This is a genomic window from Streptomyces sp. NPDC050315, assembly GCF_040655775.1.
GTDB lineage: Bacteria > Actinomycetota > Actinomycetes > Streptomycetales > Streptomycetaceae > Streptomyces.
This window is the reverse complement of sequence record NZ_JBFAKN010000003.1, coordinates 528,677-542,537: the sequence shown is the minus strand read 5'-3', so window position 1 is coordinate 542,537 and position 13,861 is coordinate 528,677. Positions and strand designations below refer to the sequence as shown.

Sequence of the window (13,861 nt, the reverse complement as noted above, 5' to 3'; positions counted from 1 at the left end):
CGCGCCCCGGGACCGTACGGCCCGCGGGGCGGGCTGCGCGCCGAGGGGGCGGGCGAGCAGCCCCGGGGGAGCGGCCTCAGCCCGGGAAGCGGCCCGTGCTGCGGAGGGTCCAGCGGCGTTCGGCGTAGGCCAGATCGTCGCGCCAGAGGCGGGCGGCGGCGGCGCGCATCAGGGGGCGGAGCATCGGGGCGGCGGCGCGGGCGACGGCGAAGCCGGGGCGGTCGGAGGCGGCGAGGACGGCTTCGACGACGGCGGTGCGCGGCCGGCCGCGGGCATCCGTGCCGAGCGGCGTGGCGTGCGTCTCGACCACCGAGCCCTGGCCCTCGCCTTCCATGATGTGCATGACGACCGTGCGGGGTTCCGGAGCGGTGAAGACCGCGCGGACCGGGACCACGGCGCGCCCGGCGACCTTGAAGGACACGTCCACGGCGAAGCCGTCCCGCTCGGCCGCGTCCGCACCTTCGCCCTCGGGGGTGCCGACGACGGTGAGGTCGACGAAGGAGTACGGGTGGAACCACGCGCCGTGCCAGGGGTCGAGCCGGTTGGCGACCACGTCGTCCGGCTCGCAGGTGCCGACGCCCGTGTAGACCGCCGCGATGGCCGTCGTGGGGTCGGGCCGGGCGGGGAGGACCGGCCGTTCGCTCGGCTCCTCTCCTCCGGCGCGGTCCAGCCGTACCCAGGCCAGCACTCCGTCGTCGTACGCCGGGAAGGGCTCCCAGCCGGCGAACGGCTCGCCGTCCAGGGCGAGTCCGTGCCAGTGGCAGATCAGGGTGCCGCAGCGCACCGGGCTGTCCTTCAGGGGCGCCCCGAGGTGCGGGCAGGCGCCGGGGCCCGCCCGGAGCCGGCCCTCCGCGTCCCGCCAGAGCACGATCTCGGTGCCGGCGACGGTCCGGCCGAAGGGGCGGCCGGGGCGGATGTCGCGCGCCGCGCCGACGACGTACCAGTTGCCCGACGGCCGGGCGAGCGCCCGCTTCAAGGCGTCGGCGATCAGGCCCGGTTTGGCCTCCCGCCAGGTGGGGCGCTGCCGCTCCCACGGGACGGGGTTCCGGCGCAGTCGCAGGGGGTAGCGGCCACGCTTGCCGAACGGGTCGCCGGCGTCGACGGTCATCGGGCCACCTGCTGCTGCGAGTAGCGGGTCACGCCGAGCGGGTCGGGCGGCGGGTGCCGGTCGTGGGCGGCACGCGCACGGGCGGCGGTCACCTGGGCCAGGCCCTGCAGCGCGACGGCCGCGCGGCGCCGGCGCGGCACCACCGCGCGGCGGTGCAGGACGGTGTATCCGTCGTCCCGCACGGCGTCGAGGATGCCACCGTAGAGGACGAACGCCGTACGGATGCACGGCCGGGAGACCGGGGCGAGCATGGGCAGGCCGGGTGCGGCCTGCCGGTAGACGCCGCGGGTCAGTGCTGTTGCGGCGTGCAGGGCCTCGGTGATGCGCGGGTCGCGGCGGCCGGTGGTCCGGCTCCAGAGCAGCAGTTCACGGTCGACGCCGTGCGCGGCAAGCAGGTCGGCCGGGAGGTAGACCCGGCCGCGGTCGAGGTCCTCGCCGACGTCCCGCAGGAAGTTGGTGAGCTGGAAGGCGATGCCCAGGGCCGCGGCGTGCGGTTCGGCCGTCTCGCGCGGGACGACCGTGCCGAGTACGGGCAGCATCTGCAGGCCGATCACCGCGGCCGAGCCGTGCATGTAGCGGCGCAGGTCCGCCAGGGTCGGGTAGTCGGTGACCACCAGGTCGGACCGCATGGAGGCCATGAAGTCGGTGAAGTGGCGGTGGTCGATGCCGTACCGGGCGGCGGTGTGGGCGAGCGCCCGCACCACCGGCTCGGGGCTCTCGCCGTTCCGCAGCCCGCTCTCCAGCCGCCGCTGCAGCAGGTCCAGAGCGTGCCGGCGGTCCGCGGTGGTGGCCCGGTCGTCCAGGTTGTCGACGATGTCGTCGGCCCAGCGGGCGAAGCCGTACAGGGCGTGCACGGCGGGCCGGTGCTCCGGCGGCAGCAGCCGGGTGGCGAGGAAGTAGGTCTTGCCGTGCCGGGCGTTGAGCGCGCGGCAGCGGGTGTAGGCGGCGCGCAGGGCGGGGTCGGTGATGCCCGCCGCGTCCAGTTCGCGGTCGGTCATGCCGTGCTCTCTTTCGTGGCGGGGTGCTCGGCCGGGGCCGGGGCGGGGATTCGGTCCCGGCCGGTGGCGGGGCGCCGGGGGCGCATCCCGGTGACGCGGGCGGCGGCGAGCTTCCCGGAGATCAGGACGGTCGGCACGCCGACGCCGGGAGTGGTGCCGCAGCCGGCCAGTACGGCGTTCTCGGTGCCGCGGACGAGGTTGCGCGGCCGGAACGGGCCGGTCTGGGCGAAGGTGTGGGCGGCGGAGAAGGGGGTGCCCGCCGCGTGTCCATCGGCGCTCCAGTCCGCGGGGGTGACCAGGCACTCCTCCTCGACGGCGGCGCCCAGCCCCGGGAGCCCGCGCCGCTCCAGTTCGCGGAGGAGGGTGTCGCGGTACCGGGGCGCGAGGTCGCGCCAGGCGTGCGCGTCGGGGCCGAGTGCGGTGTTCGGGCAGGGCGCGAGGATGTAGTGCAGGTGGCGTCCTGGGGGTGCGAGTGAGGGATCGGTGGCGGTGGGCCGGGTGATGAGCAGGGAGGGGTCGCTCATCAGGCTCCCGGTCCGCGTCAGTTCCTCGAAGGTGGTCCGCCACGCGGCGCCGAAGGAGAGGGTGTGGTGACCGAGGTCCGGCCAGGTGCGGTCGGTGCCGGCGTGCAGGACGACGGCGGAGGGCGAGTGGCGCAGTGGCAGGAGGCGGCGCGGCCGGTGGCCGAGCAGGCGGTAGGCGACGGGCAGGTCGGGGGTGAGCACGACGGCGTCGCAGGGGATGCGGTCCTCCGCGGTGACGACGGCCCGTACGCGGTCGCCCGACCGCTCCAGGCGGGTGACCGCGCATCCGTAGCGGAACTCTGCACCGGCGTCGGCGGCCGCGTCGGCCATGGCCTGCGGCAGCGCGTGCATCCCGCCGCGCGGGAAGTACACGCCGGCCACGGTGTCCATGTACGCGATGACGGCGTACGCGGCGAGGGCACGGGCGGGCGGCAGGCCGGCGTACAGGGCCTGGAAGGAGAAGATCCGGCGCAGCCGCTCGTCGGTGAGGAACCGCCCGATGCGGGCGTCGAGGCGGCCGAAGCCGCCCAGCGCGGCGAGCCGGGCCAGGTCGGGGGTGAGGAGCTCCAGGGGCGAGTCGAAGTTGGCGTCGATGAAGCGGTGCATCTGGGCTGCGTGGACGCGTTCCAGCCAGTGGCGCAGCCGCCGGTAGCCGGCAGCTTCGCCGGCCCCGGCGAACCGCTCGACCTCGGCCTCCATGGCATCGGCCCGTGTGTGCACGTCGAGCCGGCTGCCGTCGGCGAACCGCGCGTGGTAGGCGGGGTGCAGCGGGACGAGGTCGACGCGGTCGCGCAGCGCGTCGCCGACCGCGGCGAATGCCTCGTCGGCGAGGTCGGGCATGGTCAGGACGGTCGGTCCGGTGTCGATGCGGTAGCCGCCGCGGTCCAGCCGTCCGGCCCGGCCGCCGGGCAGCGCGTGGCGTTCGACGACGGTCACCCGCCGGCCCGCGCCGAGCAGGTGCAGCGCCGCGGACAGGCCGGCGAGCCCGGCCCCGACCACCACGACGTGGTCCGTGGGTCCCTTGAGAGCTTTCATTGGCCGCCTCTCGTCGCATCCGGGAAATGAGGCACCACGTGATTCGGCGCGGGTGCGCTCTTCGGATGCGGCGAGCGTACTTTCCCTTTTGCCCGGAGCGGCTGCTTCCCCCCGATATGCGACAGATTTCGCGACCCACGGGCCGGGCGGCGTGCTCCGGCCGTCTCCTCCCCGCCGACACTCCGCTCCGGGGCCATCGCGCCAACTACGCGGGAAGCCCCGTCGTCGGCAATGTGCAGCGGGCGCTGAGCCCCACGAGGGCCCCGGCGCTGAGGGAGCAGCTGCGCCGGGGCTCTGTCACAACGTCAGCAATCTGCTCACACCCAACCGTCCAAGGACTTCAGAAACGCCGGCAGATCGTCGCGGTGGATGCAGTGCCCCGCCTGCGGCACCACGCGAACCTCGAAACCGCGCTCCTTCAGCAGGGCCGTACCCGGCGCGTCGAGGCACAGGCTGGGGTCGGCCGGCTGCACCAGCGACGGTACCGCGGCAGACTCCGGCAGGTAGTCCTGAGTGAACCGCTCGGTGGCGGCGAGGAATTCGGGGTCGAGCAGCGCGAAGTCCGTCAGTTCCGCCGTCATTCTCGGCCTGCTGCTGGCTCTTGGCCGTCAGCGCGCTGACCGTGGTGACTAGGTCGTCCAGATCGTGGTCCGGTACCCGCACTGGGTCGCTGCTGTCGGCTGACTCCGACGTCAATGCCCCTTTCCTGGTCATGCGGTTGGGGCGTCGAGGATCCACAGGAAGTGCGGCTTGGCCCTGCCGGGAAGCAGGTGCAGAAGGCGGCCGTCTCAGCTGTCCTCCCGTTCCGCCGCGGGCGCGCACCGCCCGCGCGGTCGACCGCGCGGGCCACGGCGGGGCCGCTACCTGAGCGCGTACATGCGGATGACCACGGCGTTGTCGCCGTCCGGGCGAGCGAGCCCGACGAAGACCGTCTCCGCGAGCCAGCGGTGCGCGGTGGCGTCCGTACGGAAGACCGGCGAGGTGCGGTAGTAGTGGCCGGCCTTGGAGACCTGCAGATCCCCGTCGAACTGGTCCGGGGTGCCGGCCTTCGGCCGGTAGTAGCCGCGGTTGATGATGTCGATCACGGCGCCGTCCTCCGCCTGGAGCAGATAGCGCGCGTCCAGCTCGCACACCGCCCCGCGGGTACTGCTCCAGTCGCCACCGCCGGGCAGGACTCGCCCGCGCAGTCGGGGGCCTTCCACGCTGCCCCCGGTGATGGGGGTGAACTCGGTGACCTCGCCGTCACCGTTGCCGATGTGCAGCGTGTCGGCCACCTCGGCGCGGATCTCGAACGCGAAGTCGAGGGCGGGAGTGAAGGACATTGCGGTTCTCCGCTTCTGTGAAGAGGGGGGCGACGCCCGTACGGCCTGCTCGGCCCAGCCGCACGGCGCGTGCGGTGGCCGCCTGTGGAGTCGCGAGGCGTCGCCGCCGACCAGGCGCGGTCCTGCGCCGGGCCGAGGCCTGGCAGGAGGGACACCTGATCCGCGAGTTGGTCATGTCTTGCCCTTGACGCAGGAGTTCACCAGATGCAAGCGTGACATGCAACAGTGTTATATGACATTCATTTACGACGGCTCGTCGACGTTTCTCACATCCTCCGTGTCGGAGCGTCCTTCTCTTCTCTCACTCCTCTCGGCAAGGAGCATCAGCCATGGCTGCGAAGAAAACGGTGCTGACGGTACTCACAAGCGTGGGGCTGCTGGCCGCCACGGCCTGCAGCAGCTCGTCGAACGGAAACGGCGAGACCGTCAAGCCCGAGCGCCTGACCACCACCACGGCGCCCGGCACCTCCGAGGTCGACCGCGTGACCTGGGCGCTGCCCTACGGCGAGCCGACGACCCTGGACCCGGCGAAGGTGGGCGACTACTCGCCGCAGACGGTCGAGGCGAACCTCTGCGACACGCTGACGCGGATGAACGCCGACTTCTCCCTGAGTCCCGGACTTGCCGAGAAGGTCACCTGGAGCAATGACCGGACCCTGGTGCTCGACCTCCGCCCCGGTGTGAAGTTCTGGGACGGCTCGTCCATGACGCCCGAAGACGTCGTCTACAGCCTGGAGCGCCAGCGCGACCCCAAGGCACAGGCCCTGTACGGGAACTACCTGGCCGCCGTGACGTCCATCAAGGTCACCGGCCCCCACCAGGTGACGCTGCGGACCAAGGAGTTCGACCAGACGCTTCCCAAGGCGCTGTCCACGTCGTTCGGCGCGGTCAACAAGAAGGCGTATACCGAGAAGGCCGGCCCCGCCTACGGAACAGCAAAGGGCGGCCTGATGTGTACGGGACCGTTCAGACTGGACTCCTGGAAACCCGGCAGCGATATCACCCTGGAGCGCAACGACTCCTACTGGGACGCCGAACTCGAGCCGAAGGTGCGGCAGGTCGAGTTCAAGTTCATCACCAACAACAACACACTGACCAGCGCACTGCTGTCCGGCGAGGTGGACGGCGCCTACGAGCTGCCGCCCAGCAGTGCCACCGCGCTCGCCAAGGCCGGCAACGGCACCGTGCACCTCGGCCCGTCGACCCAGAACGTACTGCTGATCCCCGGAAGCGCCGAGTCGCCCGCGGCCGACCGCAGGGTGCTGGACGCGCTGTCCTTGGTCATCGACCGCGAGGCGCTGATCAAGAACGTCTTCGGCGGTAACGCCACCACTCTGAAGTCCCTCGTTCCGCCGCTCACCTGGCGCGGGGACAAGGCCGCCGGCCAGTTCGACGCCGCCTATGCCGCGCTGCCCGACGTACCCGAGCCGGACGCGGAGAAGGCGAAGAAACTGGTCGCCCGGGCCGGCCCGGTCCCGCGTCCGCTGGTGGCCGCCATCCCTGCCGGTGACCAGCGTTCGCTCCAGGCCATGACCTTCATCCAGGCCGCCGCCGAGAAGATCGGCGTCGACATCAGGATCAGGCAGCTTCAGCCCACCGAAATGTCCTCCCTCTTCTACGACCCGTCGGTTCGCAAGAGCCTCGACCTCGTCCTCACCTTCGGCTACGTCGGCATGCCCGACCCGGCGTCCTACGTCGCCGAGAGTGTCACCCCCCGTGGCCTCTTCAACTGGACGAACTACAACAACCCCGAGGTCACCCGGCTGCTCGACCAGGCACGCACCGCCTCCGATCCGGCGGCGTCGGCCAAGGCGTACGCCGAGGCCCAAGCTCTCTTCACCCCCACCACCCCGGCGGTGTTCCTGGCCACCACGCACGAGCGGATGTTCATGAACAAGCGCATCAGCGGCGCGCCGACCTCCTTCGCCTACATGGGCATGCCGTGGGCCGCCCACCTCGGTGGCACCGGCAAGTGACCGCCATTTCCTCACAACTGGAGACGACGATGACCGACACCACGGGCGACAAGCCGCTGTGGGAACACTCGGCAGCCGAACTGGCCGCCGGTATACGGGAGAAGAGCTTTTCGGCGACCGAGGTCGCCCGGGCGTTCCTCGCCCGCGTCGAGGAGACCAATCCGGCGCTCAACGCGCTCGTGGACATCCGGGCCGAGGAGGTGCTCGCCCAGGCCGCCGACGCCGATGCGGCGGTCGCCGCGGGCGGCGACCTTCCCCCACTGCTCGGCGTACCGGTGTCTACCAAGATCAACACCTCGCAGCGTGGATACGCCAGCTCGCACGGCGTGGCCGCCTGGGCCGACGCCGTCGCTCCGGACGACGCCGCCTGTGTAGCGGGTTTGCGCAAGGCCGGCGCGACCCTGCTGGGCCGCAGCAACAGCCCGGCCTTCGCCGTACGGTGGTTCACCGCCAACGACCTGCACGGCAAGACGCTCAACCCGTGGCACCCCGGCCACACCCCCGGCGGCTCCTCGGGAGGCGCCGCCGCGGCGGTCGCCGCCGGCATGACCCCGATCGCGCAGGGCAACGACATCGGCGGTTCCGTCCGCTTCCCTGCCTACTGCTGCGGCGCCGTCGGCCTGCGTCCCACCGTGGGCCTGGTCTCCAGCGTGGAACCGCGCGGCGCCGAGGAGTTCGACAGCCCTCTGTCGTTCCAGACCATGGCGGTCCACGGGCCGCTCGGCTGGACCGTCGACGACGTCCGGCGCGGGCTGCACTCCATGGTGACGCCGGATCTCAACGACCCCGTCGGTCTGCCGGTGCGCCCGCCCCTGGGTGAGTCCGGACGGGTCAAGGTCGCCGTCGTCCACGACGCCGGAGTGGTTGAGCCCCACCTCGCCGTCAGCGCCGCCGTGGACGACGCCGCCCGCTGGCTCGCCGAGGCCGGCCACGAGGTGGAGGAGGTCGAGCTTCCCCAGCTCGGCGAGGCCGCCCGGCTGTGGTCACTCCTGCTCTATCAGGAGCTGCAGACGATGATGTCCGAGATCGAGACGTTCGGTGACGACGCGGTCCGTAACTCACTGGCGTCCTCCTTCCGGGCTGCCGCGGAGATCTGGGGCGAACAGCCCACCCTCACCGACTACATCCGGGGCTACGCCCGCCGCGGCACCCTGATCCGCCGCCTCCAGCAGTTCCTGGGCCAGGAGCGGATCGTGCTGACACCGGTCGCCGCCGAGCCGCCGTTCGAGCAGGACGCCGACCTCGCCGGCGACGCCCGGATGGGCGAACTGCTGGCCGCGCAGTGGCCGATGCAGGCGGTCCCGGTACTCGGTTTCCCCGCCATTTCCGTGCCCACCGGCCTCCGCGACGGCCTGCCCTCCGGCGTCCAGCTGATAGGCGGACGCTTCCAGGAAGACCTGCTCCTTCACGTCGCCACGGCCATCGAGGCAAGGGCGCCACGCACCCGGCCGACCCTCTCCTGGGCGCAGACCGCCTGACCACCCGCCGTACAACCCACTGACGGCGTACCCCGGCGGTCTCTACTGACCACCGGGGCACGCCATTTCCTCTTCCCTCCCACCCGACCGTGCGCCGTGCCGGACGTCAAGTGGCGGCCTTCTTCGCCCTTCTCCGCGGTTTCCACCCCGGTTTCGGGAGAGAAGCGATGAGACGCTGGGTGTAGGGGTCCTGCGGGCCGTCGAGGACTGCAGCGACAGGGCCGTGCTCGACGACTTTTCCCGCCTGCATCACCAGGACGTCATCGCAGATGTGCCGGATGGCGCCGAGGTCGTGCGTGATGAACAGCAGGGCGGTTCCGGTCTCCGTACGGATGCGGGCCAGCAGGGCCAGAATCTGTGCCTGGATGGACACGTCCAGGGCGGCGATGGCTTCGTCCAGGATCAGTACGCGCGGTTCGGCGGCCAGGGCGCGGGCGATGGCGACGCGCTGGCGCTGTCCGCCGGAGAGCGCCTTCGGCAGCGAGCGTGCCTGCCGGTCGTCCAAGCCGACCATGTCGAGCAGTTCGGCCACGCGGGCGCGAAGCCTGTCCGCGGGCAGGTGCTGGTGCAGCGCGGCTGCCTCGGCGACGGCGTCGCCGACGCGCTGGCGCCGGTCGAGGGACGAGTAGGGGTCCTGGAAGACCAGCTGGATCTGCCGACTGCGGGCGCGGCGTTCGCGCGACCGCGGTCGGCCCGGCCCGCGCTCGTCGCCTGCGACGACGATGTGTCCCCCGCTCGGTGTCTCGAGCCCGGCGATCATGCGGGCGGTGGTCGTCTTGCCCGACCCCGACTCACCGACGATCGCCAGGGACCCTCGCTCCGGGAGCGAGAAGGTCACCTCGTCCACGGCGACGAAGTCACCGAACTCCTTGCGGAGGCTGCGTACCTCAAGCATGACTGCCGGCCTCCTCGGGAGTGAAAGGGCGGGGGAAGTGGCAGGCCGCCATGCCGTCACCGGCGGAACTCGGGCCCGGCCGGTCGCTGCGGCACAGGTCCTGAACGTGCGGACATCGGTCGCTGAAGGCGCATCCGTCAGGTACTTCGAATCCGGACAGTGGTCTGCCGGGGATCGAACGGAGTTCCGCGCCGGTGTCGGAGACCGAAGGACGCGAGGCGAGCAGGGCGCGCGTGTACGGGTGGGCGGCCCGCCCCCGCAAATGGTCTGCGGGGAGTTCTTCCACGGTCGTGCCCGCGTACATCACCGCGACCCGGTCGCACACGGCGGCCGCGAGTTCCAGGTCGTGGGTGATGAACAGCATGGCGAGCCCGCGGGCTTCGCGGGCCTCTCCGATGATGGCCATCACCTCCTCCTGTGTGGTCACGTCGAGAGCGGTGGACGGCTCGTCGGCAAGGAGCAGGCGTGGCTCGGCCGCCAACGCGGCAGCGATCATGACGCGTTGGAGCAGGCCGCCCGACAGCTCGTGGGGCCGTTGGCGCATACGTCGCTCGGCATCGGCGATGCCGACCTCCCGCAGGATGCCGGTGACCTTCTTGACGGCCTCGGCGGCTCGGACACCGCGTGTGGTGGTCAGTCCTTCGATGAGGAAGTCGCCGACACTGCGGGCGGGGTTGATGTGGGCCCGGGGGTCCTGGAACACCATGGCGGCCTCGCTCGCCCGGAATGCGCGCAGGCGCTCGGGCTTCATCCGCGGGACGGACTCACCCGCGAACAGTATGTCTCCGTGGATACGGACCCCTCGGGGCAGCAGGCCGAGAACGGAGCGGGCCGTCAGAGACTTGCCGGATCCGGACTCGCCCACCAAAGCTACGGCCGCTCCCTCGGGGATGCTGACGTCGGCGCGGTGGACGACGGTACGAAGCTCTCCGTCGAGGGGCAGGTCGATGCCCAGCGCGTCGATCTGGAGCAGGGGCGATGGGCTCATGCGTGCTCTCCGAGCAGACGTCGGGACAGTCCCGTCCCCAGCAGGTTGAACGCGACGACGACGATCAGGATGGCGATGCCCGCGTACAGCGACTGCTGTGGCCGGCCGGCGAGGATGGACGGAGCTCCATTGGCCACCATCAGTCCCCATTCCGGGTCCGGAGGCTGGCTGCCGAGGCCGAGGAAGGAGATCGCGGCGACGTCGAGGAGGGCGTAGCCGAAGCCGATGGTGGCCTGGACGAGGACGAGAGGCAGCAGGTTCGGCAGCAGGTGCCGCAGCCAGATACGGGCGGTGGGTGCGCCGAGGAGCTGGAGCGCCGAAACATAGGGCAGGTTGCGCTCCTTGATCGCGGCGGATCGTACGACGCGGGTGATCAGGGGGAGGTAGGCGATCGACAGGGCGACGATCGGTGCGGTGAGTCCGGCGCCGAAGACCGCGGCGACGAGGACGGCCACGATGAGCCCCGGGAAGCCGAAGACGATGTCCAAGGCGCCCGAGACGAACCGGTCCAGCCATCCTCCGAACCAGGCTGCCGTCAGCGCGAGGAGGGTGCCGAGCGTGGTGGACACGGCGATGACCACGGCGGGGGCGGTGAGGCTGGTGCGGGTTCCGGCGATCAGCCGGGAGAGAAGATCGCGTCCGGTGTCGTCCGTTCCCAGGAGGTGGGTGGTGGACGGTCCGACGTAGACGTTCATGGGGTCGACGGCGTTCGGGTCGTGCGGGGCGAGCAGCGGCCCGAACGCGGCCAGCAGGACGAAAAGGGCGACCACACATCCCGCGCCGAGCGTCAGGTGGTCGCGTGAGCGTCCGACCCGCCGCTTGGGCGCGGTGCGGGTGAGCAGAGAGGTGGTCATCGGGGCCCCCTCTGCGCGGCTCGGGGATCGAGGGCGGCGCTGACCAGGTCTGCGGTGGTGTTGATGACGACGAACACCACCACGAAGATCAGCGACACGGCCTGTACGACGGCCATGTCCTGCTTGGACGCGGCCTCGATCATGAGTGCTCCGAGCCCTCCGGTGCCGAAAGCCTGCTCGGCGACGGCCGCGGTGGCGATGATGCCGGCGACGCCGACGCCGGAGACGGCGAAGACGGGTCCGGAGGCGTTGTGCAGCACGTGGCGGCGGATCACCGTGCGCTCGGGGACGCCGCGGCTGCGGGCGGTCTCCACGTGCTCCGAGCGCAGCTCCGCGCGGACGGCGGTCCGCGTCACCTGAGCGACGTATCCGATCCAGGTCATCGCCAGCGCGACGGCGGGCAGCGTCAGATGGGTCAGGGTGCCGGTGAAGCCCTCCCCGGAACCGTAGACGGGGAACCACGGGAGCTGGACGGCGAAGAGCCAGATGAGCAGGACCGCCATGACGAAGGTCGGTACCGCCATCGCGCCCGCCGTCAGGGTCGTGGCGAGCGTCTCCGTGCGGCCGCCGCGCAGTGCGGCGACGGTGCCGATGACGGTGCCGACGGTGAGGACGAGGACGGCGGCGTAGGCGACGAGTGCGAGCGTGTCTCCGGCACGGGCACCGATGAGCCCGGCGACGGAGTCGCGGTAGACGAGGGACTTTCCGAAGTCGCCCTGCAGGCAGTTGCTGAGCCAGTGCCAGTAGCCCTGGAGGAACGGATCGTCCAGGTGGTACTCGCGGTGGATCTGCGCCAGCACGGCCGGGTCGGAGTTGCGGCTGCCCCCGACGAGCAGCGTGGCGGGGTCCCCCGGGGTGAGGAACATCGCCCCGTAGATGGCCAGGCTGGAGAACAGCACGGTGACGACGAGCATGCCGAGTCGAGTGGTGACGAAGCGCGCGCTCATCTTGGATCACTTCCCTCGCCGCGGTGTGCATCGGGCAGGACGGTCAGACACAGTCGGGAAGGGTGGGTGGAGCCGGTCCGGAGCTTCTGCAGGCTCGCCTTGGGAGAGGTCGTCCGCCATGGGCTCTCCAGGGAGCCGGAGTTGGGCAGGTGGTTGGGGAAGTCGCTGCCGGCGATCATCAGCGCGAGACGATGTCCCGGACGTACCCGGTAGCCGGTGTGCCCCAGGGCGATCACCACCTCTCCGGGCGCGTCGGCCTGGGCGCAGCCCCGTACGATCAGGCGCGCCGTGCCGTCCGGCGCCAGGTCGAGGAGACGGACGAAGATGTCGAACGTGGGCGCTGTGCTCTCCGCGTGGAGCACCGCGTGCACGGGCCCGGCGAGGTCGAGCGAATGGTCGGAGGCGGGATGCGTGAACACGAGGACGTCGTCCCTGTCGAGGGTGGGGCGCTCGTCGACGTGGTCACGCAGCTGCAGGAAGGTGTCGGGCGCGGCGGACGGCACCAGGTCGTCCGGGTCGTACCGCCACTCCGCCGTTTCCGATACGTCGGCGGGGCGCGGTGCGAGGGTTCCGCCGGGAACCGTCCCCGCCGCGGCGGCCGGCTCCGCCAGGTACAGCTCGGTCACCGTGGCTTCGGGCAGCGGCCAGGTGGCGGAGGTGCACCAGCCCTCGTGGCCGAGCTTCCAGCGCACCCGCGGCAGCGAGTCGGGCCGGGCGGTGCCCTTGAGGAAGACGTCGAAGAACTCGATCGCGGGACCGGTGTAGGAGTCCAGCATGCGCTCGAGGGCAGTGTCGTCGGCCAGGTGATCGGTTGCGGGGGTCGCCGGGGCGTCCTTCAGGAAGTAGTTCTCGTGGTCGATCGCGTCGGCGATCAGGTACTGCACGGCCGCCCACCCGGGGCGCTTGGCCAGCTCCGTGTAGTCGCGCATGTGGGCGATGTTGAGGTTGTCGAACCAGCCCACGCAGTGCAGCACCGGCACAGGGCGTGCGTCATAGGGGTGCGGCCCGTTGTAAGGGTCGAGGGGGATGTCGCCGACGATGAGGTCGAAGCCCGGTGAGCGCTTGCCCATCGTGTCGAACGCCTCTTCGTAGGCGGCGATGATCGGGCGCCTGCTGAGATCGACGTCGAACTCATAGCTGTCGTTGTCCGTCCACACCTGCGCCTGATACGTGGTTCCCTCCAGCCACACGGGCTGCCGCCCGGAGCCGGGGTCGTAGGTGGCGATGCCGGGCGCGTTCGTGGTGCACGTCACCCGGGGGACGATGGCTCGCAGGGCGGGATGCTGACTGGAGACTGCGGACCATTGGGTGAACCCGTAGTACGAGTCGCCGAACATGCCGACGATCCCGTCGGACCAGGACTGGCGGGTGATCCACTCCAGGGTGTCGTAGCCGTCGTCGACCTCTCCGGTCCAGCCCAGCGTCCGCCCCTCCGAGCGGAACTTGCCGCGGACGTCCTGGACCACCACGACGTAGCCGCGTGCGGTGAACCTTTCCGCGATCCTGTCGAAAAACACGTACCGGCTGTTCTTGTCGTAGGGCAGGCGAACCAGGACGGTCGGTGCCGGCTCTCCTTGGTCGGCGCCGTACACGTCGGTGGCCAGCCGCACTCCGTCGCGCATGCGCACCATGTGCTGTCGCGCGTGTGGAGGGACAGGTTCCGGGGTGACGCGATGGACGGCAAGGCTCATGAGGCCCTCCACGGAGGCAAACCTTTAGAAAACATCGTGATATAA

The 13,861-nt window shown here is 71.2% G+C and carries 12 protein-coding genes; 2 read left to right on the top strand and 10 right to left on the bottom strand.

Going from position 1 to position 13,861, the window contains the following annotated elements; translation table 11 throughout:
• Window positions 1-76: 76 nt before the first annotated feature.
• From AB0I82_RS13700 to AB0I82_RS13680, 5 genes are all read right to left on the bottom strand, one after another.
• A complete protein-coding gene (locus AB0I82_RS13700; protein ID WP_363257399.1) occupies window positions 77-1,108 on the bottom strand; it encodes a DUF5914 domain-containing protein in 1,032 nt (343 codons plus the stop codon).
• The gene (locus AB0I82_RS13695; RefSeq protein WP_363257398.1) at window positions 1,105-2,106 is read right to left on the bottom strand and encodes a phytoene/squalene synthase family protein; all 1,002 of its coding nucleotides are present in this window, start codon (window positions 2,104-2,106) and stop codon (window positions 1,105-1,107) included. Before AB0I82_RS13695 ends, AB0I82_RS13700 begins: the two co-directional genes overlap by 4 nt.
• Entirely contained in the window at window positions 2,103-3,665 is a 1,563-nt protein-coding gene (locus AB0I82_RS13690; protein WP_363257397.1) for a phytoene desaturase, read from the bottom strand. The genes AB0I82_RS13695 and AB0I82_RS13690 overlap by 4 nt, the downstream gene beginning before the upstream one ends.
• Before the next feature lie 317 nt (window positions 3,666-3,982).
• Window positions 3,983-4,246, bottom strand: a complete 264-nt coding sequence (locus AB0I82_RS13685) for a hypothetical protein (protein ID WP_363257396.1) — start codon at window positions 4,244-4,246, stop codon at window positions 3,983-3,985.
• A 279-nt stretch (window positions 4,247-4,525) separates the two neighbouring features.
• Entirely contained in the window at window positions 4,526-4,987 is a 462-nt protein-coding gene (locus tag AB0I82_RS13680) for a DUF3237 domain-containing protein (RefSeq protein WP_363257395.1), read from the bottom strand.
• A gap of 329 nt (window positions 4,988-5,316) precedes the next feature.
• Here AB0I82_RS13680 and AB0I82_RS13675 point away from each other — a divergent pair, with 329 nt between their 5' ends.
• Window positions 5,317-6,963, top strand: coding sequence for an ABC transporter substrate-binding protein (locus AB0I82_RS13675; protein WP_363257394.1), 1,647 nt, complete (start codon window positions 5,317-5,319; stop codon window positions 6,961-6,963).
• A 29-nt stretch (window positions 6,964-6,992) separates the two neighbouring features.
• Complete coding sequence (locus AB0I82_RS13670; protein WP_363257393.1) at window positions 6,993-8,441, top strand: amidase; 1,449 nt, start codon at window positions 6,993-6,995, stop codon at window positions 8,439-8,441.
• Between the two features lie 106 nt (window positions 8,442-8,547).
• On the opposite strand, the gene AB0I82_RS13665 is transcribed toward AB0I82_RS13670, so the two are convergent.
• From AB0I82_RS13665 to AB0I82_RS13645, 5 genes are read right to left on the bottom strand one after another with little or no spacing between them, the layout of a single operon-like run.
• Complete coding sequence (locus AB0I82_RS13665) at window positions 8,548-9,336, bottom strand: ATP-binding cassette domain-containing protein (RefSeq protein WP_363257391.1); 789 nt, start codon at window positions 9,334-9,336, stop codon at window positions 8,548-8,550.
• The gene (locus AB0I82_RS13660) at window positions 9,329-10,324 is read right to left on the bottom strand and encodes an ABC transporter ATP-binding protein (protein ID WP_363257390.1); all 996 of its coding nucleotides are present in this window, start codon (window positions 10,322-10,324) and stop codon (window positions 9,329-9,331) included. The genes AB0I82_RS13665 and AB0I82_RS13660 overlap by 8 nt, the downstream gene beginning before the upstream one ends.
• The gene (locus tag AB0I82_RS13655) at window positions 10,321-11,178 is read right to left on the bottom strand and encodes an ABC transporter permease (protein ID WP_363257389.1); all 858 of its coding nucleotides are present in this window, start codon (window positions 11,176-11,178) and stop codon (window positions 10,321-10,323) included. The genes AB0I82_RS13660 and AB0I82_RS13655 overlap by 4 nt, the downstream gene beginning before the upstream one ends.
• Window positions 11,175-12,125, bottom strand: a complete 951-nt coding sequence (locus tag AB0I82_RS13650; RefSeq protein WP_363257388.1) for an ABC transporter permease — start codon at window positions 12,123-12,125, stop codon at window positions 11,175-11,177. The genes AB0I82_RS13655 and AB0I82_RS13650 overlap by 4 nt, the downstream gene beginning before the upstream one ends.
• Window positions 12,122-13,747: a CocE/NonD family hydrolase gene (locus AB0I82_RS13645; protein WP_363257387.1), complete on the bottom strand. Its 1,626-nt coding sequence runs from the start codon at window positions 13,745-13,747 to the stop codon at window positions 12,122-12,124. Before AB0I82_RS13645 ends, AB0I82_RS13650 begins: the two co-directional genes overlap by 4 nt.
• Between the last annotated feature and the right edge of the window lie 114 nt (window positions 13,748-13,861).